Genomic DNA, 20,327 nt, shown 5'->3' on the forward strand with positions numbered 1-20,327 from the left:
GAGAAGACGCGCAACGTGACCGACATCATCCGCACGCGCCTGACCCGGACCATCGAACAGGAGCTGATCGACGACCCGTACGCCCAGCGGCATTTCTCCGAGCTGCTGAAGGCCGCCATTGCGGAGGCCTCGGCGCTGTTCGATCGCCCGTTGAAGCAGTACGCGATCTTCAAGGACATCGAGGAGCAGGTTGCCGGGCGGAAGGTCGACGGCACGCCCGCCGCGCTGAACGGCAAGCGCCACGCCACGGCCTATTTCGGCATCATCCGGCTGGCCGTCGGCGATGGCGCAGCCCTCGGCCCCGACGCCGACCGCTTCGCCGCCGCGGCGCTGGACATCGACCGCATGGTGCAGACGGCGGTGGCGGAGAACTCGCTCAACCCCGCCAACGTCGAGGCCGCGATCCGCAAGGCGATCCTGCCGCTTCTGTTCACGCTCACCGGTCTCGACCTCGCCCGTTCGATCACCGACCAGGTGGTCGAGGTTGCGCGGGTGGGACTGTCGCGGGACGCCGGCTGATGCGCCTGACGCTGCGCTACGGCGTTCGCACCGCCGAATACGACGTCCACGAAACCGCGCGCCTGACGGCCAAGCTCCGCATCCATGTGGAGCCTGGCGGGGCTCTCACGGTCGAGGCCCCGGTCGGCACGCCGGAGGCCAGGATCCGCGCCGGCGTCCAGAAGCGCGCCCGCTGGATCATGGACCATATCGACCGCTTCGAGGACTACCGCCGCCACGCCCGGGCGCGCGACTACCGCAGCGGCGAAACCCACTTCTATCTCGGACGTCGCTACAAGCTGAAGATCATCACGGACCCCGCCGCCGCGCGCTCCCTGCGGCTCGTTGCCGGCCGGCTGGAAGTGACCGCGCCCACGGGCGACGCCACCGACGTCCGCCTGGCCCTCCAGCGGTGGTATCGCAAGCGCGCGCTGGCTTATTTCGCTTCGCGCATGGCTCGGATGGCCGCCGACCTGCCCTGGGTCGACGCCGCGCCCCCGATCAAGCTGCTCACCATGAAGCGCTACTGGGGAAGCTGCTCGCCGAAGGGAGCCGTCACGTTGAACCCCGCTCTCATCAAGGCGCCGGCCCATTGCGTGGGATACGTGCTCCTCCACGAACTCTGCCATCTGGCGGAGCACAACCACAGCCCTCGCTTCTACGCACTTCTCGACCGCCACATGCCGGACTGGCGAGTGGCAAAGAACGAACTGGACGAGCTGTCCGAGATGCTGCTCGTCACGTGAGAAGGACTTTCCGCGGCTAGGGTAGCCGTACCGATGTCGATTTAGGATAATGGTGCCCCGCGGCGACCGTTCCGGCCGCCGCCGTGACCGCGAGGACGAGGAATCCCGCAGCCGGAGGACCGGCCGGCGGCGTGGTCCGGACCGCTCCATCGCGAGTAGGCCGATGTTCAGCACGACGTGCAGCACCGCGAGCGGCCACCAGGCGGCGCGGGCGTTCAGCAGAACGCCCAGCGCGATGACGGCGAGCAACAGGAGATCGGGTGGCGCTTGCAGGTAGACGAAGGTGAGCGCGGCGACCGACAGGGCCTTCAGCAGCAGCGCGTCACGCTTGAAGGCGTCGGACGAATCGACGCCCCAGGCGAAGGCGTACCAGTAGAGCCCGTAGTAGACGAAGCTCGCGAGGGGTAGATCGCGCCCTTAGGCGGCTTCTTCCAGCGACGAGCAGGCGCCGCTGACGCGGGTCTGGCGCATGTAGCGGCGATGACGGTCGGCGTCGTAGCCGCTGCCGGCATGCAGCAGGCAGCGATTGTCCCACAGGACGACGTCGCCCGGCTGCCAGCGGTGATGATAGACGTGCTCGGGCCGGATCGCTTCCTCGGTCAGCGCGTCGATCAGCGCACGGCCGGCGGCCGGATCCATGCCCTCGATCTCGCGCACGTGGCTGCCGAGGAACAGGTTCTTCGCGCCCGTCGCCGGGTTGGTGCGCACCAGCCGCTGACGCACCGGCGGCAGCGAGGCGGCGAGTTCCGGCGACACGGCATCGGGCGCGACCTTCGAGCGCGAATGGACGTAGTCGTGAATCGCGATCAGCGGCTCGAGTTCGGCCTTGCGCTGCGGCGACAGGCGGTCGTAGGCGGCGCGCAGCGAGACGAACATGGTGATCCCGCCCTCGCTCGGTGTCTCGTAGGCGCACATTACCGAAAGGAACGCCGGCACCGGTTTGAACGAGGCATCCGAGTGCCACATGTTGTTGCCGGTGAGGAAGACCGTCTTCTTGTGCGAATTGCCCAGCACCGTGCCGTCCGGCTGCACGTTGCCGATGGTGCCGAAATATTCGACCTTGCCGACGCTGGTGTGGCTGGGCTCCGGACTGCCGAGCTGCCGCGTCAGTACGAGCTGGCGGTCGTCATCCATCGTCTGATCGGGAAAGCAGACGAACGAATATCGATCGATCGCTGCGCGAATCTCCGCGAGCAGACCCGGTGCAAGTTGCTGGCCGACGTCGATGCCGCGAATGCGAGCGCCGAATTCGGGATGGAGCGTTTCGCATTGGAACTCGGACATGGCTCGAACCTCCAGACGATTGCAGCTTTGCGTGCCGCTCAGAGCGACGACATATGATTGCATTGTGAGAGCGATTTTAGCTATAGGGGATCGTACGGTGCATGACTGATCGCTTGGGCAGCAAAACGGACCTGGATTCCAGGCTCCAGAAGATCGCCCAGGCTGCTCTCCTGCATGGAGAGCCAATGAATCCTGGGAGGCAGAGGACATGCGGCTTGGGCAGCTACTTCGGATGCTCGTTCCGCCGATCATTCCGGCCGTCATGGGGCGCATGCGCCCCGTCGAGCGGGAGTATGTAGGCGCGGCTTGGCCTGCGGGGCCCTTGCCGAGCTGGGACGACAGCTCGTCCGAACAGGTGATGCGGCGCAACTGGCCGCTCGTCGAAGCCCGGATCGCGGGAAAGAAGGACCTCACGGTCCTCCCCTATCGCTCGGACGAGCGCGATCTCACCGCGCACAACATGCTGATGACCTTTCTGTATGTGATGGCACGGGCGAGCCACGGCAAGGACCAGCTCTCCGTGCTCGACTGGGGCGGCATGCTCGGCCACTACGCGCTGGTCGCACGGCGCATGCTGCCCGAAGTGACGTTCGACTATCTGGTGAAAGAACAGCCGACCAATTGCCGGCTCGGTCGCGAGTTGAATCCGACGGTCGCGTTCGTCGATTCCGACGACGAGTGCTTCACCCGCCGCTACGACGTCGTCTTTGCCAGCGGCGCGGTTCACTATGTCCAAGACTGGCGGGCAATGGTCGCACGTCTCGCCGGGTCGGCCGAAAGCTGGCTGATCATCAACGCCCTTCCGGTCGTCTATTCGGTACCCGGGTTCGTCGTCGTACAGCGACTGTGGAGCGCCGGATATCAGGGCGAATTCTATTCCAACATCGTCAATCACGACGATGTGCTGGCCGAGGTCGCCAGGCATGGCTTCGTGCTGGAACGTGAACTGATGTCCTGGGGGCCGGTGCACTATCGCGGCGCTCCGGAACACCCGGTCGGGGCCGGCTATCTTTTTCGCCGTCGCTGAAGCAGCCTTGCCCTCCGCAGTCTCCCCAATGGCCGACGTGACGGTGCTCGGAACGACCGCCGACCTCGCCGACCTGCGCGAGGAGTGGGAGGGACTGGTTTCACGCTGCCCCGGGCACCGCTTGTCGCAGGGCTACAGGTGGTCGTCCGTGGCATGGCAGACCGTCGCGGAACCGCGTGGCCGCGGACTGCACATTCTCACGCTCCGCAGCGCCGGCCGACTGGTCGGGATCTGGGCGCTGACGAGCCATCTCGACAAAGGGCTGCGGCTGGTTCGCCAGCTCGGTGCCGAGAGCAGCGAATATACCGAGCCGCTGGTCGAGCCCGGACCACTTCAAGGCAAGTGGATGGAACGTCTCTGGAAGGCGGCACGCCCGTTGGGCGACCTCCTGTTCATGCCGCATGTGCGCAGTGACAGCCCCTTCGCCCGGCTCCCCGAAGAGAACGGGTTCCGCTGCTTCGTGGACAACAAGCTCAATGCCCCGCAGATCCTGAGCGCCGCGTATCCCGACTGGCAAACCTATCTCGTCACCGTCAGCAATTCGCACCGGAGCAGTTTGCGGCGCAAACGCCGCCGCCTGTGCGACCTCGGCGAAGTCACGTTTCGGCGTGAAGTGACGCCGGTCGATCCGGCGACGATCGACGCTATCCTTGCGCTCAAACAAGGCTGGATCACCCGGCGCGGTTACGACAACGACTGGCTGACGCTCCGCGACTATCGCGACTTTCTTTGCGCGATGACGTCCGACCCGCACGATCCCGGTAGCCTGTCGCTCTTCGTCCTTCGGTTGGGCGACAAGCCGGTCGCCTTTCAGATCAATGCCGTCGGCGAGCGCCATGTCGAGTTTCTGATCGGCTGCCACGACCCGGCCTGGGACCGCTATTCGACCGGCGAACTCCTGATGCAGGATTGTCTGCATTGGACCCTCCAGCGCGGTCTTGATTACGATTTCCGGATTGGAGACGAACCCTATAAGGCGTCGTGGGCACGACATGACTGCCTCACTTTCAATTGTCTCGTCGGCCTGAATTGGCGAGGCATCGCGGTAGTGTGGATGCGCAAGATCGCGCAATCGCTGCGAAAGCTGCGCTTCCGCCTCGGAAAAATTCGCCGTTCCCTCGGTTTGGGTAGGGAGCACACTCCTTTGCGAGATCGAAAGCCGCTGGATCGATGAATACACATCCCGCCCCGTCGCGAGACGACGAGGCGTTGAACCTGTTCTATGAAGAGGACGACCCCGACCGCTGGCTGCCGTTCGATCGTTATCCGCGAAGACTCGTTCGGCGCATCGTGCGCGGCCCGAAGCAACCGGGCGGCCATATGCGCGTGTTTCTCAACCTGTGCGCCGGGCTGGATCGCCTGGGCATCCGATATCGCGTGAACGATTACAGGCGCCTGCGGCGTAACCCCGGCGAAGTCGCCTGCGTCATCGGCAAACCGCTGGTGCTCGCCAAGATTCCGCGCGCGACGCCGATCGTATTCGGCGCCGCCGGCTACGACCATCCGTTGAGCCATCCCACCCTGCTCACCGATCACGATATTCGCGGCGTGCTGGTGCCCTGCGAATGGGCGCGGAAGATGTTCGAACCCCATTGGGGCGACAAAGTCCACGTCTGGCCGGTCGGCATCGACACAGATGACTGGAAGCCCTCCCCTGACGTCGCCAAGGACGTCGACGTGCTGGTGTACGAGAAGATCCGCTTCCATCCCGCCCGCGACCGGACGGCTGTGCGCGACCCGATCCTTCTCGACCTCGAGGCCCGCGGCCTTCGCGTCGCCACCCTCGCCTACGGCCACTATCGCGAAGCGCAATTCCAGGCCATGCTCGCACGCTCGCGGTCGATGGTGTTTCTCTGCGAGCATGAGACCCAGGGCATTGCGCTGGAGCAGGCGCTGTCGTGCGACGTGCCGGTCTTCGCCTGGGATCTCGGCGGCCCCTGGCAGGACACCAACTACTACCCCCACCGCGTCCAGTTCGGCCCCGTCACGTCCGTCCCCTACTGGGACGAGCGCTGCGGGATGAAGTTCCGCGATGCCGCGGAGTTCACCGCCACCTTCCCGCGCTTCTGGTCGGGGATTCTGGGGCAGGCATATACGCCGCGCGCCTATGTGACCGAGAACCTGACCCTCGAAGCGTGTGCCCATCACTATCTCGAGCTCGTCCGGCGCCTGATCGGCGGCAAGGTGTCGGTTGGTCCGCAGAAACCCGGGCACGGTCCTGTCTGATGCACTGGCCGATTTTCACGCGCGCGCTCGTCGCCCTGCGCACGTGGGGTCATGGCAACGCCGCCTGGCGGCTGCGCGCCCTGCTGCCGCGCCCGGTCCGCTCGATGCTTCATCGGGCCAAGAAATCGCTCGAAAACGCCCCTCTGCGGGTCGTGCTGCCTCCCTCGCCGGCAGGGCAGGTGCCGGTGCGGGTCGTGATCTTCGGCAACTACGCCGACAACTGGCTGGCCCGCCTTTCCGACGCGCAGACCTGGGAGACCGTTCCCGGGGGGACGGAAGTGCGCGTGTGGCCGGACGATCCGGCCCGTCCCCTGCCGCCGCCCGCCGCCGGTGTGCGCAACGTCATCATCCCGCTGTCGGAAGACAACATCGTCCATTGTCCGCGCACGATGGACTCGCTGATTCCAAACCACCGCGCGGTCGAGGTGCTGCGCAACAAGGCTGCCTTTGCCGCCTATGTGGAGGAGGCTGGCCTGTCCGAACTCTGTCCGATCACCTACGCGACGCGCGAGCAGGTCCGCTATCCCTGCATCGTGAAGTATGTGAACGCCGCCTTTGCCTTCGGCAGCCGCATCCTGCGATCGGATCGTGAGCTCGACGCGTTCCTCAGCACCGAGCCGTGGGGAAGCGGCAAGTTCATCGTCCAGCAGTGTCTCCCCGCGCCGGTCGAATACGTGACCCACTGCGTCTGCAAGGGAGGGCGCATTCTATGGTCCTGCACCTTCAGCTTCGAAAAGGAGACGGGCCAGGAAATCCGGCAAGGTGTCGTCTTCAAGTCCATGACCGCCATCGACCCGCCGGCCGGCGCTCTGGTCTCGATCGAGCGTTTGCTCCTGCCGCTGGCCTATGACGGCCCCTGCAACATCGACTACACGCTGACACCCGAGGGACGGATCGCCGTGTTCGAGATCAACCCGCGCTTCGGCGGCACGCTCATGCTGCCGATCAATCGGGGCTACCTGCAGCAGACCCTTAGCTGCATCATCGCCAACGCCGCCGGCCCCTGACGGAAGGCACGACAGAGCCCGGAATGCCCCCTCAGTCCGGCAGATCGAGCTTTCCCTCGAGTTGCAGGAGCCGCACCGCCTGCAGCGACAGCACGCTCAGTGCATCGCGGATTTCACCGGCCTCGACCATGCGGAACGCCTCGGCGAGCGGGATCCGCCTGACCGCCAGTTCCTCGGTGGCTTCCGGCTCGGCCTCCCCCGCGGTGAGGCCCCAGGCGAGGTAGGCCACGGCGCGCTCGTCGGAGACGGAGTTCGACAGGTCCGCCTCCAGCAGCTTGCGCCAGCGGCGCGCCACGAGCCCCGTCTCCTCGCGCAGCTCGCGCGCCGCCGAGTCGAGTGGATCGACGCCGTGCGCCCCGCCGCCCTCGGGAATCTCCCAGCTGTAGGCGTCGAGCGGAAAGCGATACTGGCCCACCAGATAGGTATGCAGGTCGTCATCGACCGGCACTACGCCGATGGCCAGGTTCTTGTAGTGGACAAGCCCGTAGATGCCCGGAGTCTGCGCCGGCGTCAGGACCTCGTGATGGGTGAGCCGGATCCACGGATTCTCGTACACATCCTTGACGGACAGAACGGTCCAGGGGCCTTTCTTGTCGGCCTTGGGAGGCGGCTCCCTGTCCGGTTCAGATGCCATCATGCCCTCGGTTGGCGCACACTCGAATACCTTTGCGGGTGATGATAGCAGCCTCGCTGTGGGACGGAAAAACCACGGGAACCTCCGCAGGCCCGCCGACATTGAATGTGGCCCGTTCCAGAATTGAAGGAAACCATGCGTCTCCTCATCCTGTTGTGCACTCTCGCCTTCGCCGCGCCCGCACTGGCCCAGGCGCCGAAACCGATAGATCCCGCCGCCCTCGCCCAGGCCAAGGTCTTTCTCGAGAAGTCTGGTTCGGCTGCGGTCAGCCAACAGATGGTCAGCGGCATCCTCGCGGCGCAGAAGGCCAGCCTCGAGCGGGCCAATCCCGGCAAGACCGCAGAGATCAACGAAGTGATCGGACTCATGCAAGCGGAATTCGCCAAGGAGATCCCGGCCATGATCGACGCGATGGCGGCGGTCTATGCGGGGCACTTCACGAAGGACGAGCTGGCCGAGGTCACCGCCTTCTACGACTCGCCGGTCGGCCGCAAGATGGTCAAGGAGATGCCGCAGATCGTCGCCGAGACCCTGACGGTCGCCCAGACCTTCGGCCAGAAAATCGCGGTGGAAGTGCTCAGCAAGCTCAAGCCCGAATTCGAGAAGCGCAAGCTGAAGACCAGCAAGCCCTGAGATCCACAGGACGACCGTCCGATCGCCCCAGCCGTTCGAGGAGCGCACCCTCGAACGGCGCTTCGGCTGCGTCCATTATTCCCGGCCCGATTCTTCAGAAAATCGACGATTTTTGCCTTAGTTCTGCATCATAATTCCCGCAAGCTCGGGAACTGGGGCAATAACAGTGAGGCTGGCGATGAAGAGACGTATTCTGACGCAGGCACTGTTGCTGGGGCTGGTGGCGCGTAGCGTACCGGCCTTCGCTGCCAATCCGCTGCCGGCGCTGCAGGAGACTCCGGGCCTTCGCGACAAGGTGAAGTCGGGAGCGCTGCCGCCGATCGCCGAGCGGCTGCCCAAACAGCCGCGGGTCATCGAGAGCTTCTCCGGTGCCGACGGCATCGGCCGCCAGGGCGGCCAGCTCAACATGCTGGTGGCCGCCACGCGCGATACCCGACTGATGACGGTCTACAGCTACACCCGGCTGATCGTTTACGACGACAAGTTCAAGCTGCATCCCGACATCCTCGAGAGCTACGAGGTCAAGGAGGGCCGCGAGTTCACGTTGAAGCTGCGCGCCGGTCACAAATGGTCGGACGGCCATCCCTTCACCACCGAGGACTTCCGCTTCTTCTGGGAGGACATCGCCAACAACAAGGACCTGTCGCCCAACGGTCCGTCGGTCGAGCTGCTGGTCGAAGGCAAGCCGCCGAAGGTCGAGATCCTCGACGAGGTGACGATCCGCTACACTTGGCACAAGCCCAATCCCGACTTCATCGAGAGCCAGGCGCGCGCCGCCCCGCTCTTCCTCTTCCGTCCGGCGCACTATCTGAAGACGCTGCACGGCAAGTACGCGGAAGAGGAAGAGATACTCAAGCGCTACAAGGGCAGTCGCTGGTCCAACGTCTTCAAGCGCCAGGACGCGATGTACGGCAACAGCAACGTCGACCTGCCGACGCTCAACCCGTGGGTCCTCACGACGGTGCCGCCGGCCCAGCGCTTCGTCTTCGTGCGCAATCCCTACTTCCACCGCATCGACAGCAAGGGCCAGCAGTTGCCCTACATCAACGACGTGATCATGACGGTGGTGGCAGCCAACCTGATTCCCGCCAAGGCAGGATTGGGCGAATCGGACTTGCAGCCGCGCTATCTCGGCCTGCGCGATTACACCTTCCTGCGCGACGCCGCCAAGACCTCCGGCATCAAGGCGCTGTTGTGGGAGAAGGGCTCAGGCTCGGAAGTCGCCTTCTATCCCAACCTGAACGCCAATGACGACACCTGGCGCAAGCTCAACCGCGACGTCCGCTTCCGCCGCGCACTGTCGCTGGCGATCAACCGCGACGAGTTGAGCGACGTCGTCTACAACGGGCTGGCCAAGCCCTCCGCCAACACGATCATGCCGCGCTCGCCGCTGTTCAAGCCGGAATACGCGACCAAGTGGGCGATCCAGGACGTAAAGGCTGCCAACAAGCTGCTCGACGAGATCGGCCTCACCAAGAAGGGCAGCGACGGGATCCGCCTTCTGCCCAACGGCCAGCCGGCGATGTTCGTGATCGAGCATTCGAGCGAGAAGGCCGACGAGGTCGACACCATGACCCTGGTGGTCGACCAGTGGAAGAAGATCGGCCTCAAGGCGCTCTTGAAGCCGCAGACCACGGATAATTTCCGCCTGCGCACCACCTCCGGCGAGGCGGTCATGACCGCCTATGCCGGCGTGACCACGGCCGCGCCCACGCCCGACACCAGCCCGCGCGAGTTCACGCCGGTGATGCAGGGCGGACTGCAATGGCCGAAATGGGGCCTCTACGTCGAATCGAAGGGCAAGCAGGGCGAACCCTGCGACATGGAAGTCGGCAAGCATCTGCTGGCGCTGCTGCAGAAGTGGGAGCAGTCGGCCGACTCAGCCGAACGCCGCAAGGCCTGGGAGGAGATCCTCTCGGTCAATGCCGAGGAGGTGTTCTCGATCGGTACGGTGAACGAGGTGCGCCAGCCGGTGACCGTGGGCAAGAAGGTGCGCAACGTGCCGGAGAAGGGCTACTGGGCCTGGGACCCGGGCGGTTATATCGGCCTCTACGAGCCCGACACGTTCTGGATCGCCAGCTAGCGATCCAGACGCCGGTTAACGAGACCGATCGCGGGCCCGTCACCGGGGGCCTGGTCACTGGGCTTGGTCACTGGGGCTTGAGCGGGCCCTCGAACAGGCAGTAGCCGTCAAGCATGATGGTCGAGGCGCCGGGCTTCAGCGAGCCGACCACGTCCATCTTGTTGCCGCCACCCACGACGGCCGTCGACTTGAACTTCTGGTCGGCACCCAGCGTCGCCTTGAAGCCGCGCTCGGGGCGGCCTTCCTGCTGGAACCATCCATCCACCTCCGTGCCGACGACGGTGACCTTGATCGTCATCTTGTAGGTCGGGCACTTGCCGCTGCCCGGCACGTTCAGCCCGTAGCCCGTCCAGGTGAAGACGGCCGGCTCCGCCAGCGCGGGGGCGGCGGGAAGCAGGGCGACCAAGGCGGCCACGGCAATTTTTTTCAGCATCGACATTCCCTCACCGGAAGGTGGCACGAACACGCAATCTCTCGCCGAATTCTAGCCATTTTCGATGTCGAAATCGCGCCGTTTCCAAGGCAAGCCCGCCGTCATCGAGCACGCTTCTTCCTCACCTTGCCCGCCTTGCGCCCGGAGCCGCTCCGCACCGTGCCGGTCTTGGAGGCGAGCGCGGTCTGCAGCGCCTTCTCGGCCTCCCGGATCTTGGCCTCCCGTTTGGCGTCACCCTCCGGCAGGTTGCGGGCAAAGTTCAGCCGCGCCTCGGCACGCTGCAGGAAGATCGCCTTCTTGGCTTCGGAAATCGGCTGGCCCATGAACCCTCATAGCGGAAACGGCGTCATTTGCGAGCCGGTACCTTATCCACTTTCCGCTCCGCCGGGGGCACCTCCGTCTCGGAACTACCCTCGCCGGCGGGCCGCTCGACGGTGGGCTCCAACCCGTAGCGGCCGCCCTTCTCCTCATCCTCGCGCTCGTAGCCCGGTCCCTCCTCCGCGTCGGCGCCGTAGACGCCCGTCCGGCGCTTCTCTTCGCGGCGCGCGTCCTTTGCCTGTTCGGTGCCGCTGTAACTGGCCGAGGCCTCGTTGGGGTCGGGCTTTTTGGGGGTGGACACCATTAAATCCTCCAGTGCTCGAGTGGTCATGTCCGGTCTTCAGGATGCCGAGGGACGGCGGAAGGCAACGAGGGTGCCGTAGCCGGCGAGCGCGCAGCACCCCGCCAGGACGAGGAAGATCAGGGCAAAGGGATCTCGCTGCCCTACGCCCATCCACAGCGCGACGCCGCCGAAGCACAGGGTGAGCACGACCGCGCTCCACCACACCACCCGTACGCCCAGCCGCAGCTTCTGCACGCGCTCCTGGGGCTTGGGCTTGCCGGACTCGTCCTCGGATGGTGGCGCTTCCGCGGGCGGCACCTCACGGCCCGGCGGCTCCTGGACAGGCGCCTGCTTCCGCGGCGGATCGATCGGCGGGGTGTCTTTCGGAGGCGCTTCGTCGGCAGGCGGGCGGCGTTCGGACATGCAACACAACGCACGCCGTCGGTCGGGGCTGCATCCGCCCGCTCAATCAGCCCCGATCAGGCTGCAGCGCGTCTCCGCCAGAGCCCGTTACCGAGATAGACCGCGGCAAGCATGCCCAGGCCGAACAGGTCCGTGGCCATGCCCGGGACCAGCAGTCCGAGGGCGCCGGCGACCAGCAGCACCCGCGAGAGCCTGCCGATCGCCCCCAGTCTGTACAGCCAGCCCTCCAGACCGGCGGCCAACAGCCAGACCGCGAAGCAGGCCGTCGCCACGTCATGGACGATCTGCAACGGTGTGCCGATCAGCAGGAGCGTCGGATTGAGCACGAACAGGAACGGCAGCACGAAGTTGATGAGCCCGAGCCGCATCGCCCAGAGTCCGGTACGCCACGGGTCGGCCCGTGCGATGCTGGCGGCGGCGATCGCCGCAAGCGCCACCGGCGGCGTGATGAAGCTGATGAGGCCCCAGTAGAGGATGAACAGGTGGGCGCCGATCGGGTTCAGTCCGCCGCCGATAAGGGCCGGCCCCAGCGTGATGGCGAGGAAGATGTAACAGGCGCTCGCCGTCATTCCCATGCCGAGAATGAAGCTGGTGAGCGCGCCCAGGATGAGCAGCAGATAGATATTGCCGTCGGCGAACTGCAGCAGTTCGCGCGAGAACGCTCCGCCGACGCCGGTGTAGGAAAGCGACCCGACGATGAAGCCGACGCCGGCCAGGATGGCGACGATGTTGACGATGTTGCGGGTGGCGTCCATCGCCAGGTCGCGCAGGCCGACGAGACCGAAGCGCTTGTCGCCGAACACGATCGTCGTGCCGATCAGCACGGCGGTCGCAATATAGGGGGCCAGGGCCTCCTGCTTCATGACCAGCAGCAGGTAGGTCAGCAGGCCGAGGCTGAACAGGAAGTGCCATCCGCGCTTCAACACCGGCAGCAGCGGTGGGATTTCCGCGGCCGGCTGCCCCTTCAGTCCGTTTCTCGCCGCGTAGTGATCGGCCTGCAGCAACAGCGCGCCGTAATACAGCAGCGCCGGCACAACGGCGGCGAGCATGACCGTGCTGTAGGGCACGTTCAGGAACTCGGCCATGATGAAGGCGACGGCTCCCATGACCGGTGGCATGAGCGCGCCGCCGGTCGAGGCGCAGGCTTCGACCGCGCCGGCATAGTGTGCCGGATAGCCTACGCGCTTCATCGTCGGAATCGTCATCTGGCCCGTCGTGACCACGTTGGAGATGACGCTGCCGGACAGCGAGCCGAAGAAGCCGCTCGACAGCACCGCGACCTTGGCCGGGCCGCCGCGCGTGCGGCCCATCAGGGCAATGGCCAGCGCCATGAAGAATTCGCCGCCGCCGGTGACCACGAGAGCCGAGCCGAACACCAGGAAGCCGACCAGCAGCGACGCCACGGTGCGCATCGGCACGCCGATGATGCTCTCCACGCCCATGCCGTGAGCGCTCAGGGTCTCGGCCAGTCCGCTGCTGGGTCCCCACAGGAATCCCGGCATGTCGCCCGCGAACATCGGATAGACGGCGAAGACGGCGCAGAGAACGAAGAGCACCGCCCCGCCAGCGCGGCGCACGCCTTCGAGCGCCAGCAGACAGATGATGCCGGCGACCACGACGGCCTCGGTCGGCGCAGCGAGATCCCAGCCCTCGGCGACGATGCGGCCGCCATGCCAGGCCAGATAGGACGTCGCGGCGATGCAGGCGGCGAACAACGCCCAGTCGTACCAGGGGATCCGATCGCGGTCGGCATCGCGCGCCGGATAGGCGAGGAAGGCGAGCGACAGGAACAGGCCGAGCAGCAGATAGTAGAACGACGTGTCGATGATCGCCTGGCCGAACAGATGGAGATTGAACGTCTGGTTGATGGTCAGCACGACCCCTGCGCTGCCCATGGCGATCGCCAGCCAGTACGACGGGCCTCTCAGTCTGTCGCGGCCACCGTCTTCAGGCGCGAGGTTGATCTCTGACGCGTCCTTGCGGTCGGTCATGTTCTGGTTCCTCCCTGGCCGAGCCGCCGTGCAGCTCCGACTCATTTTGTTGGCGCCAGTTTGACCCTCGATGCCGTTCTTGCCAATCTCCCACTCAAAAACACAACACAACACAGGAGAGGAAACGCCATGTTCAAGCGACGGGAAGTGTTACTCGGATCGACGGCGATGATGCTCACGGGCGGCGCTGCCCAGGCGAAGCTGCCCGATGTTTCCGTGTGGACGGCCTACGATCTGGGATCGTCGGGCTACGCCGAGGCATCGGGCATCGCCGATGCGATCATGAAGAAACAGCCGATGAAGGTGCGGATCGTGCCGTCCGGCACCTCGATCGGGCGCCTCCTGCCGATGAAGCAGGGCAAGGCCAATTACGGCTTCCTGGCCAACGAACTCTATTTCTCTGCGGAAGGCACCTTCGACTTTGCGGCGCCTTCGTGGGGCCCGCAGGACGTGCGTGTCGTCCTGGCCCGGCCCGCCAGCAATGCGATGGCGACGGCCGGTGACATCGGCGTCAAGGAAGTGAAGGATCTCAAGGGCAAGCGCGTCGGCTACGTCAAAGGCAACCCGTCGGTAAACGTCAAGACCGATGCCTATCTCGCCTTTGCCGGCCTGACCCGTGCCGATGTCCAGGTCGTCTGGTTCGGCAGCTACAACGCCATGAAGACGGCGGTGATCAACAACCAGCTCGACTCCTTCTCGAGCGTCACCACCTCGGCCAACATGCGCGAGATCGAGGCCAGTCCGCGCGGCCTCACCTATCCGCCGTTCCCGCCCTCCGACAAGGCCGGCTGGGACCGCATCCGCGCCGTCGCCGATTTTTTCGAGCCCTATCACGAGACGGCCGGAGCAGGCATCTCCAAGGAAAAGCCGATCGATCTCGTCGGCTACCGCTATCCGATCATCGCGACCTATGCCAACACCAGTGCCGACGAGGTCTATTCGATCGTCAAGGCGGTCGACGAGTCGATGGACCTGATCAAGGCGATCACCGCCAGCGCCGGCAACTGGGCGCCGAACGTTTCCGGCAAGCCGCCGGCCGATGCGCCGTGGCACGAAGGCTCGATCCGCTACCTGAAGGAGAAGGGCATCTGGAAGCCCGAGCATCAGGCCTGGCAGGACCAACGCATGGCCCGGCTGAAGAAAGTCCAGGCCGGCTGGGCCGACGCCCAGAAGAAGTTCAAGGGCCAGGGCGACGAGGCCTGGACGAAGTTCTGGGAAGAGTACCGCGTGAAGACGCTCGGCCTCGCGCCCAGCGACGCCTGACCGGAGTCCGGTTCGGCGCATCATCATCTTCCAAACGCCGCGCGGGCTCGGCCCGGCGGCGTTTGGCTCGGGTGGCCGGACTCTCGCCACCGACTGATAACAGCAGCGGCAGGCTGAGCAGCACACCAAACGCGGATCACGATGCCAATGATCCATTCGCGACTTACGATCGTGACCGCGTCCCTCGCGGCCATTGTCGCCAATGCCGCCCCCTGCCTCGCACAACGGCCTGAGCCCGTGCGCATCGGTGGAATTGGCATCGATGCGACCGAAGTGACGATCGGCCAGTTCCGGGCCTTCGCCCGCGCTACGTCTCTGCGAACGGCAGCCGAGCGCGAGGGCGGTGGCTTCGAATACACTGGCGGATGGACGCGGCGGCAAGGCTGGACCTACGAGCGTCCGCAAGGCCAGCCCGGCCAGGAGTCCGAGCCTGCCGTGCACGTGACCTGGGCGGAGGCCGCTGCCTTCTGCCGACATGTCGGCGGCCGGCTGCCGACCCTCGCCGAATGGCGAAGCGCCGCCTACACCGAGCAGCGCGACCGGCCGACCGACGGTTACGTGCGGGGGCAGACCTACCAATATCCGGTGGGCGACGACCCCGACGGCATGAACAACAACCGTCGGGAACATGTCCCCGTCGCGACCACCAAACGCGGCGTCAACGGGCTGTACGACATGGGCGCCAATGTCTGGGAGTGGATGGCGGACCGGCGTGGCGAGGACGCCCTCACCGCCGGCGGGTCCTGGTGGTACGGCCCGGCCCAGGCCCGCGCCGACGGCGCACAATGGAAGGCTGCCGGCTTCTACGCCCTCTATATAGGGTTTCGCTGCGCTTACGACGCTAAGGGTTGACGCCAACTCCGAAATCGCGCGGGGGCCCTTTTCATTTCGATTGTTTCGGATATTTCGTTTATTTCGATTGCGGCCACCTGACGATACCGTCGGGGCGTCGGGCTATGGGCACAGTGGCGGAAGCGTTGATCGCCGCCGCGGGACGCCGGTCTCGGCGCGGCGGGAAAGCGCGGCTAGCGGCAGCCCGCCCGACTCAGCATGTCGTCGACGAGAATGGGGGTGGCCGCGGTTTTGTCCCAATCCCCCTTATCCACGCGCGAAAGCGCGGCAAGAACCGCAGCGCTGGAAATGGCGAGTGGCCCGGCGCAGGTGATGCTGGCGAGCGCACGCCGTCCGGCCTCGGCCACGAACAGGCCGGTGGTTTCCCCTACGCCCGCCAGATAGGCCATCGCCGCGTTGCGGGCGTCATTGTCCTTGGGTGAGCGCTGGATCAGGTCGATCACCTGAGCGACGGAGATTTTACCGACGGGGGTCGACGGGGCAGCTTGTGCAGGCACGGCGAGGCCGAGCGAGAGAGCAAGGAGAGTGGCGGCGCGCATGGTACTCATTCAAAGTTCCCTTATTGTTAAACAACAATTCTATCTATCAGATCACGATAAATTATTGTCAAACAATAATAATCAGCGCATCATTCGAGGAACACCTCGAGAAAGAAAACGCATGAAGAACCAAAACAGCCTCACCTATCCAGGCGATATGCGTTCGCAGGCTGCCTTGGTGGTGTCACCGCGGGCGCGCCGGGTGTTCAGCGCGTTGGCCCTGGCGGCCGTCGGACTGGCCGCGCTCCTGCCGGCGCTGGCAATCGGCTACTGGCTGATCGATCCGCCCCCCGTGGCGCGCGATGTCGGCATACGCATGGTTGCGATCACCACGGCCCTGCTTCATCTCCTGCCCATGAGCTGGGGCTTGTGGCGGTTGCGCGTCTGTCTCACCCAGTTTGCGACGGGGCGGCCGTTCGGCGCCGAGGGCATTGCCGGGCTGCGCGATTTTGCTCTGGGCGCGGGGTTGAGCGCATTGACGAAGCCCTTGTCGGGCATGCTCTTCGTGCTGGCGCTCAGTTGGAACGGCGGTCCGAAGCAGATCGCAATCGAGATCAGCTCCGACGTGATGATCCTGGCGCTGTTTGCAGGAGTGATGGCGGCGTTGGCCTGGGCCATGGAAAAAGCGGCCGCGCTCGCCGAAGAAAACAGCCAGTTCGTCTGACAGCCATGCCCATCAAGGTGAGCCTCGCGGCCGTGCTGGCGCGGCGCAATGTGAAGTCAAAGGAACTGGCCGAATATATCGGCATTACCGAGGCGAATCTCAGCTTGCTCAGGCAAGGCAAGGTCAAGGGCATACGCTTCAACACATTGGACGCAATCTGCCGCCACCTCGATTGTCAGCCGGGGGACATTCTCGCGTTCGAGCCCGACAGCGAAACGACGGTACCTCCGACGTCCTAGGGGCGCCTAAGGATCGGGCCGATCCCAGGAGGCCGCTTTGGGGAAGCCGCAGCACTGCCAAGAGGCCAGGATGACGTCGACATCGGGCGCGATAGCGGGAGATGGAGCGCAATCGGCGATATCTGACAGGCAGCGCGAGATGAGGATCAGAACTATGTCTACGCTATAGCCTCTAACCCCATCCCACATTGCACATAACCAAGGTCCACCGACCAATTGTCGCGATTGAGTCCATTGTGCTCAGTCAATCGGCAGCCCGGCGCAGATGCAGCGCGAAACCAGATACACCCGGTGTTTCGAGACCTTCGCCCAACTCCATCGTTGGAACGTGATAGTCGCCGCCGTTCTGACGCCAATAGGGGATGGGCACCGTCGTTTCCAGCGTTCGCATCCGCTCGCGCAGGTGCTGTGCCGCAGCTTCGAAGCGTTCTTCATTGTAGCGGTCAGTGCCGTCGGCGACGAAGGGTGGCAGCACGTCGTAGCCGGGATAATAGAGAATCCCGTGGTTGATCGGGAACAAAAGCTCGTCGATCGGGCCGTTCACGCCGCGCGGCCCGTAATGCTCCTGCCAACCGCCTGCCGTGACGATCAGCATGGCGCGCTTGCCAGCGAGCGTGCCCTCGCCGTAGCGGTCGCCCCACCGCGTGTCGCTATGTTCGCCGACGCCATAGGCGAAACCATAGGCGTAAACACGGTCCACCCACCCTTTGAGGATGGCCGGCATCGTGAACCACCAGAGCGGGAATTGCAGGATCAGCGTGTCTGCCCAGAGCAGTTTATCCATCTCCGCTTTCACGTCCTGGGTCAGCGTGTCGGTCGTGAAGGCGTTCTTCGAGGCTGCGGCAGGCTGCAGACGTTCGCCGGAGGCGAGCGCCGGGAATCGGCCCAATCGACCTCGGACTTCCAGTTCATCGTGTAAAGATCCGACACACGGACCTCATGGCCGGCAGCTTCGAGCTCGTGAACCGCAACATCGCGCAGCGAGGCGGACAGCGATTTTGGTTCGGGGTGGGCGAAGACAAGGAGGACTTTCATGGTGGACCTTCCGGCTGCAGTGACATCAGCCGGCAAGGTAGCCCTCCCTCGACTATTCCGATGTATATCGGAAATACATATGATAATGCCGAAATATGGATCAATCCAATGTCACGCTCGAACGAATGCGGACCTTCATCCGCGTCGCGGAGCGCGGGAACCTGTCGGCTGTGGCGCGGGAATTGGGAACAGGCCAATCGACTGTCACGCGACACCTGCGCGAACTGGAAGAGGCCGTGGGTGCATCTCTACTGAACCGCACGACCCGCCGTGTCGCGCTAACCGAGGAAGGCACCCGCTATTACGCCCAATGTGTCCAAATCCTCCGGCTGGTCGAACAGGCGGGCGAGGAAATCCGCGATGTCAGCAGCGCACCGTCGGGGACGATCCGCGTCTCCTGCACCGCCGCGCTCGGTGTGCTGCACATCACACGGCTAATCTTCGCGTTTCAGGCGCGCTATCCCAATATCCGCATTGACCTCAGCCTGACCGACGAACGGATCGACCTCGTGAAGGAGGGCGTGGACGTCGCGCTGCGCCTCGGACCTCTTACCGACAGCTCGATGAAACTGCATCATCTCGGGCAAAGCGCGCGGCTGCTGGTGGCGGCTCCCGCCTATCTCGCCGCACATGGTCGGCCCGAGACACCGGCGAAGCTGATGGCCCATAACGTCATCTGCATGTCGAATATCGCCGGCAGCGAAACGCTGGTGCTCACAGGGCCGGACGGCACGCCTCACGTCATTCCCACGAAGGGCGACCTTCGTGTCGATCACGGTCTCGCCGCGCGTGAAGCGTTCAGGGCTGGACGGGGTATCGGCCCGGCCCATCGCTGGCTCGTCGATGATTTGCTGGCGAGCGGCGAACTTGAGCCGTTGCTCTCCGAGCATTCGCTGCCGACGACACCACTCAACATGCTGATCGTACCGGCCCGGGCCAAGGTGGCGCGCGTCCGATTGCTGATCGACTATCTGGTCGAACAAGCTGCTCGCCTGCCGGGGATCGGGAGCCACCAAGACGGCTCCCAAATTCGATGGCAAACGGTGGCGTCTGCCAAGCTGCCTCGCACCATAGCGTAGAATCGGTGGCAGATGGCGGAGGGGGTGGGATTCGAACCCACGGTACGCTTGCACGCACAACAGTTTTCGAGACTGTCCTAATCGACCACTCTAGCACCCCTCCGGGCGCGCGGGTTTATAGGCGGGCGTCTTTGGGGGAGCAACAGCTTCCCGCCAGGAACAGCGGGGCAGCGGGAAAAAAGAGTCCAAATCGCCTATTCTGCGATGCTGGAGGGGGCCGCCACGGGCCGGTTCGGGCCCAGCGCCTTGAAACGACTGGCTTTTCGGCCTCCCCAGCGTGGTCCGGGCGGCGGACCGGCCCTGCCGTGTCCGACATTGACTCAAGAGCCGGCGTGCGTATATTCCGCGCTTCTTCGGCGGGCCCTGTGGGTCCGCCGCGTTCTTTCGTGTTTTTCGGCCAGTCGGGCCGGGGAACCTCAAGCCAGGTGTCATCATGATCGCCGTTATCCGCACGGGTGGAAAGCAATACACGGTCGCCGCCGACGACCAGCTCACGGTCGAGAAGATCGAGGGCGAGGCCGGCGCCAAGGTCGAATTCACCGACGTGCTGATGGTCGGCGAGAAGGTCGGCGCGCCGACCGTCGCCGGTGCCAAGGTCGTCGGCTCGATCGTCAAGCAGGCCCGCGGCGAGCACGTGATCATCTTCAAGAAGCGCCGTCGCCAGAACTCGCGGCGCAAGAACGGTCATCGTCAGGACCTGACGGTGGTCAAGATCGAACAGATCGTCGCCTGAGCAGAGCGACCGGAGTAGGACGATGGCACATAAAAAGGCAGGCGGCTCCTCGCGTAACGGCCGCGATTCCGACGGCAAGCGCCTGGGCGTGAAGCGCTTCGGCGGCCAGAAGGTCATCTCGGGCAACATCCTGGTCCGCCAGCGCGGCACCAAGATGAGCGCGGGCGAGAATGTCGGCGTCGGTCGCGACCACACCCTGTTCGCCACCAGCGACGGCGTCGTGTCCTTCCGCACCCGCTCGGGCGGCAAGGTCGAAGTGAACGTGCTCCCGGCGCCGGCCCTGGCTGCCGAATAGAGCCGTTCATCCCATTGGATTTGTGAAGGGGGAGCGGCTCGC

The 20,327-nt window shown here is 64.9% G+C and carries 21 protein-coding genes, 1 tRNA gene and 3 pseudogenes; 15 read left to right on the forward strand and 10 right to left on the reverse strand.

The features are described from left to right. Together ACT6UX_RS19260 and ACT6UX_RS19265 are read left to right on the forward strand one after the other, a co-directional pair. A pseudogene (locus ACT6UX_RS19260) lies at window positions 1-519 on the forward strand (type I restriction endonuclease subunit R); the annotation flags it as partial. Continuing rightward, entirely contained in the window at window positions 519-1,244 is a 726-nt protein-coding gene (locus ACT6UX_RS19265) for a M48 family metallopeptidase (protein ID WP_444776768.1), read from the forward strand. The pseudogene ACT6UX_RS19260 and the gene ACT6UX_RS19265, both read left to right, overlap by 1 nt. 417 nt (window positions 1,245-1,661) lie before the next feature. On the opposite strand, the gene ACT6UX_RS19270 is transcribed toward ACT6UX_RS19265, so the two are convergent. Beyond that, complete coding sequence (locus ACT6UX_RS19270; RefSeq protein WP_444776769.1) at window positions 1,662-2,528, reverse strand: TauD/TfdA dioxygenase family protein; 867 nt, start codon at window positions 2,526-2,528, stop codon at window positions 1,662-1,664. A gap of 232 nt (window positions 2,529-2,760) precedes the next feature. On the opposite strand from ACT6UX_RS19270, the gene ACT6UX_RS19275 reads away from it, so the two are divergent. The 4 genes from ACT6UX_RS19275 to ACT6UX_RS19290 are packed head-to-tail and all read left to right on the forward strand — an operon-like array spanning window position 2,761 to window position 6,788. Next, the gene (locus ACT6UX_RS19275) at window positions 2,761-3,555 is read left to right on the forward strand and encodes a hypothetical protein (RefSeq protein WP_444776770.1); all 795 of its coding nucleotides are present in this window, start codon (window positions 2,761-2,763) and stop codon (window positions 3,553-3,555) included. A 28-nt stretch (window positions 3,556-3,583) separates the two neighbouring features. Continuing rightward, the gene (locus ACT6UX_RS19280) at window positions 3,584-4,729 is read left to right on the forward strand and encodes a GNAT family N-acetyltransferase (RefSeq protein ID WP_444776771.1); all 1,146 of its coding nucleotides are present in this window, start codon (window positions 3,584-3,586) and stop codon (window positions 4,727-4,729) included. Continuing rightward, on the forward strand, window positions 4,726-5,781 hold the full coding sequence (locus ACT6UX_RS19285) for a glycosyltransferase (protein WP_444776772.1): 1,056 nt from the start codon (window positions 4,726-4,728) through the stop codon (window positions 5,779-5,781). Before ACT6UX_RS19280 ends, ACT6UX_RS19285 begins: the two co-directional genes overlap by 4 nt. Beyond that, window positions 5,781-6,788, forward strand: a complete 1,008-nt coding sequence (locus ACT6UX_RS19290) for a hypothetical protein (protein ID WP_444776773.1) — start codon at window positions 5,781-5,783, stop codon at window positions 6,786-6,788. The genes ACT6UX_RS19285 and ACT6UX_RS19290 overlap by 1 nt, the downstream gene beginning before the upstream one ends. A gap of 31 nt (window positions 6,789-6,819) precedes the next feature. Here ACT6UX_RS19290 and ACT6UX_RS19295 read toward each other — a convergent pair whose 3' ends face one another. Further along, window positions 6,820-7,422 (reverse strand): NUDIX domain-containing protein, encoded by a 603-nt coding sequence (locus ACT6UX_RS19295; protein WP_444776774.1) that lies wholly within the window; start codon window positions 7,420-7,422, stop codon window positions 6,820-6,822. 135 nt (window positions 7,423-7,557) lie between these two features. Between ACT6UX_RS19295 and ACT6UX_RS19300 the strand changes: the two genes are divergently transcribed. Beyond that, a complete protein-coding gene (locus tag ACT6UX_RS19300; protein ID WP_444776775.1) occupies window positions 7,558-8,055 on the forward strand; it encodes a DUF2059 domain-containing protein in 498 nt (165 codons plus the stop codon). A gap of 178 nt (window positions 8,056-8,233) precedes the next feature. After that, entirely contained in the window at window positions 8,234-10,138 is a 1,905-nt protein-coding gene (locus ACT6UX_RS19305; RefSeq protein ID WP_444776776.1) for an ABC transporter substrate-binding protein, read from the forward strand. A gap of 67 nt (window positions 10,139-10,205) precedes the next feature. Here ACT6UX_RS19305 and ACT6UX_RS19310 read toward each other — a convergent pair whose 3' ends face one another. From ACT6UX_RS19310 to ACT6UX_RS19330, 5 genes are all read right to left on the reverse strand, one after another. Further along, complete coding sequence (locus ACT6UX_RS19310) at window positions 10,206-10,571, reverse strand: hypothetical protein (protein ID WP_444776777.1); 366 nt, start codon at window positions 10,569-10,571, stop codon at window positions 10,206-10,208. 101 nt (window positions 10,572-10,672) lie between these two features. Then, window positions 10,673-10,894, reverse strand: coding sequence for a hypothetical protein (locus ACT6UX_RS19315; RefSeq protein WP_444776778.1), 222 nt, complete (start codon window positions 10,892-10,894; stop codon window positions 10,673-10,675). 23 nt (window positions 10,895-10,917) lie between these two features. Continuing rightward, window positions 10,918-11,190 carry a hypothetical protein gene (locus ACT6UX_RS19320; protein WP_444776779.1) on the reverse strand — a complete coding sequence of 91 codons (273 nt, stop codon included), beginning with the start codon at window positions 11,188-11,190 and terminating at the stop codon, window positions 10,918-10,920. Window positions 11,191-11,229: 39 nt separating this feature from the next. Further along, a complete protein-coding gene (locus tag ACT6UX_RS19325; protein WP_444776780.1) occupies window positions 11,230-11,490 on the reverse strand; it encodes a hypothetical protein in 261 nt (86 codons plus the stop codon). 161 nt (window positions 11,491-11,651) lie between these two features. Further along, entirely contained in the window at window positions 11,652-13,586 is a 1,935-nt protein-coding gene (locus ACT6UX_RS19330) for a TRAP transporter permease (protein ID WP_444776781.1), read from the reverse strand. Between the two features lie 129 nt (window positions 13,587-13,715). Here ACT6UX_RS19330 and ACT6UX_RS19335 point away from each other — a divergent pair, with 129 nt between their 5' ends. Together ACT6UX_RS19335 and ACT6UX_RS19340 are read left to right on the forward strand one after the other, a co-directional pair. Further along, window positions 13,716-14,849: a TAXI family TRAP transporter solute-binding subunit gene (locus ACT6UX_RS19335; protein ID WP_444776782.1), complete on the forward strand. Its 1,134-nt coding sequence runs from the start codon at window positions 13,716-13,718 to the stop codon at window positions 14,847-14,849. Window positions 14,850-14,996: 147 nt separating this feature from the next. Then, window positions 14,997-15,701 (forward strand): formylglycine-generating enzyme family protein, encoded by a 705-nt coding sequence (locus ACT6UX_RS19340; protein ID WP_444776783.1) that lies wholly within the window; start codon window positions 14,997-14,999, stop codon window positions 15,699-15,701. Between the two features lie 173 nt (window positions 15,702-15,874). On the opposite strand, the gene ACT6UX_RS19345 is transcribed toward ACT6UX_RS19340, so the two are convergent. Next, a complete protein-coding gene (locus tag ACT6UX_RS19345; RefSeq protein ID WP_444776784.1) occupies window positions 15,875-16,249 on the reverse strand; it encodes a hypothetical protein in 375 nt (124 codons plus the stop codon). Between ACT6UX_RS19345 and ACT6UX_RS19350 the strand changes: the two genes are divergently transcribed. Beyond that, a complete protein-coding gene (locus tag ACT6UX_RS19350) occupies window positions 16,239-16,904 on the forward strand; it encodes a hypothetical protein (RefSeq protein WP_444776785.1) in 666 nt (221 codons plus the stop codon). The two genes, ACT6UX_RS19345 and ACT6UX_RS19350, sit on opposite strands and share 11 nt — an antisense overlap. Before the next feature lie 5 nt (window positions 16,905-16,909). Continuing rightward, window positions 16,910-17,143, forward strand: coding sequence for a helix-turn-helix domain-containing protein (locus tag ACT6UX_RS19355; protein ID WP_444776786.1), 234 nt, complete (start codon window positions 16,910-16,912; stop codon window positions 17,141-17,143). Window positions 17,144-17,387: 244 nt separating this feature from the next. On the opposite strand, the pseudogene ACT6UX_RS19360 reads toward ACT6UX_RS19355, so the two are convergent. Further along, window positions 17,388-18,178, reverse strand: a pseudogene (locus ACT6UX_RS19360) (NAD(P)H-dependent oxidoreductase). Between the two features lie 95 nt (window positions 18,179-18,273). Here ACT6UX_RS19360 and ACT6UX_RS19365 point away from each other — a divergent pair. Continuing rightward, a complete protein-coding gene (locus ACT6UX_RS19365; protein WP_444776787.1) occupies window positions 18,274-19,257 on the forward strand; it encodes a LysR family transcriptional regulator in 984 nt (327 codons plus the stop codon). A gap of 13 nt (window positions 19,258-19,270) precedes the next feature. On the opposite strand, the gene ACT6UX_RS19370 is transcribed toward ACT6UX_RS19365, so the two are convergent. Further along, window positions 19,271-19,360: transfer RNA gene (locus ACT6UX_RS19370), tRNA-Ser, on the reverse strand. Between the two features lie 330 nt (window positions 19,361-19,690). Here ACT6UX_RS19370 and rplU point away from each other — a divergent pair. Continuing rightward, window positions 19,691-19,984, forward strand: a pseudogene (gene rplU / locus ACT6UX_RS19375) (50S ribosomal protein L21); the annotation flags it as partial. Between the two features lie 28 nt (window positions 19,985-20,012). After that, window positions 20,013-20,285, forward strand: coding sequence for a 50S ribosomal protein L27 (gene rpmA, locus ACT6UX_RS19380; RefSeq protein WP_444776788.1), 273 nt, complete (start codon window positions 20,013-20,015; stop codon window positions 20,283-20,285). Window positions 20,286-20,327: the final 42 nt, after the last annotated feature.

The sequence above is a fragment of the Reyranella sp. genome (assembly GCF_052439685.1).
GTDB lineage: Bacteria > Pseudomonadota > Alphaproteobacteria > Reyranellales > Reyranellaceae > Reyranella.

Excerpts from the sequence above, each read along its gene's own strand:
- ACT6UX_RS19355 (WP_444776786.1), top strand. The coding sequence starts at position 16,910 with ATGCCCATCAAGGTGAGCCTCGCGGCCGTGCTGGCGCGGCGCAATGTG.
- ACT6UX_RS19330 (WP_444776781.1), bottom strand. The coding sequence starts at position 13,586 with ATGACCGACCGCAAGGACGCGTCAGAGATCAACCTCGCGCCTGAAGAC.
- ACT6UX_RS19335 (WP_444776782.1), top strand. The coding sequence starts at position 13,716 with ATGTTCAAGCGACGGGAAGTGTTACTCGGATCGACGGCGATGATGCTC.
- ACT6UX_RS19280 (WP_444776771.1), top strand. The coding sequence starts at position 3,584 with ATGGCCGACGTGACGGTGCTCGGAACGACCGCCGACCTCGCCGACCTG.
- ACT6UX_RS19270 (WP_444776769.1), bottom strand. The coding sequence starts at position 2,528 with ATGTCCGAGTTCCAATGCGAAACGCTCCATCCCGAATTCGGCGCTCGC.
- ACT6UX_RS19315 (WP_444776778.1), bottom strand. The coding sequence starts at position 10,894 with ATGGGCCAGCCGATTTCCGAAGCCAAGAAGGCGATCTTCCTGCAGCGT.
- ACT6UX_RS19350 (WP_444776785.1), top strand. The coding sequence starts at position 16,239 with ATGGTACTCATTCAAAGTTCCCTTATTGTTAAACAACAATTCTATCTA.
- ACT6UX_RS19275 (WP_444776770.1), top strand. The coding sequence starts at position 2,761 with ATGCTCGTTCCGCCGATCATTCCGGCCGTCATGGGGCGCATGCGCCCC.
- ACT6UX_RS19345 (WP_444776784.1), bottom strand. The coding sequence starts at position 16,249 with ATGAGTACCATGCGCGCCGCCACTCTCCTTGCTCTCTCGCTCGGCCTC.
- ACT6UX_RS19285 (WP_444776772.1), top strand. The coding sequence starts at position 4,726 with ATGAATACACATCCCGCCCCGTCGCGAGACGACGAGGCGTTGAACCTG.
- ACT6UX_RS19300 (WP_444776775.1), top strand. The coding sequence starts at position 7,558 with ATGCGTCTCCTCATCCTGTTGTGCACTCTCGCCTTCGCCGCGCCCGCA.
- ACT6UX_RS19295 (WP_444776774.1), bottom strand. The coding sequence starts at position 7,422 with ATGGCATCTGAACCGGACAGGGAGCCGCCTCCCAAGGCCGACAAGAAA.
- ACT6UX_RS19290 (WP_444776773.1), top strand. The coding sequence starts at position 5,781 with ATGCACTGGCCGATTTTCACGCGCGCGCTCGTCGCCCTGCGCACGTGG.
- rpmA (WP_444776788.1), top strand. The coding sequence starts at position 20,013 with ATGGCACATAAAAAGGCAGGCGGCTCCTCGCGTAACGGCCGCGATTCC.
- ACT6UX_RS19340 (WP_444776783.1), top strand. The coding sequence starts at position 14,997 with ATGATCCATTCGCGACTTACGATCGTGACCGCGTCCCTCGCGGCCATT.
- ACT6UX_RS19365 (WP_444776787.1), top strand. The coding sequence starts at position 18,274 with ATGGATCAATCCAATGTCACGCTCGAACGAATGCGGACCTTCATCCGC.
- ACT6UX_RS19265 (WP_444776768.1), top strand. The coding sequence starts at position 519 with ATGCGCCTGACGCTGCGCTACGGCGTTCGCACCGCCGAATACGACGTC.
- ACT6UX_RS19310 (WP_444776777.1), bottom strand. The coding sequence starts at position 10,571 with ATGCTGAAAAAAATTGCCGTGGCCGCCTTGGTCGCCCTGCTTCCCGCC.
- ACT6UX_RS19305 (WP_444776776.1), top strand. The coding sequence starts at position 8,234 with ATGAAGAGACGTATTCTGACGCAGGCACTGTTGCTGGGGCTGGTGGCG.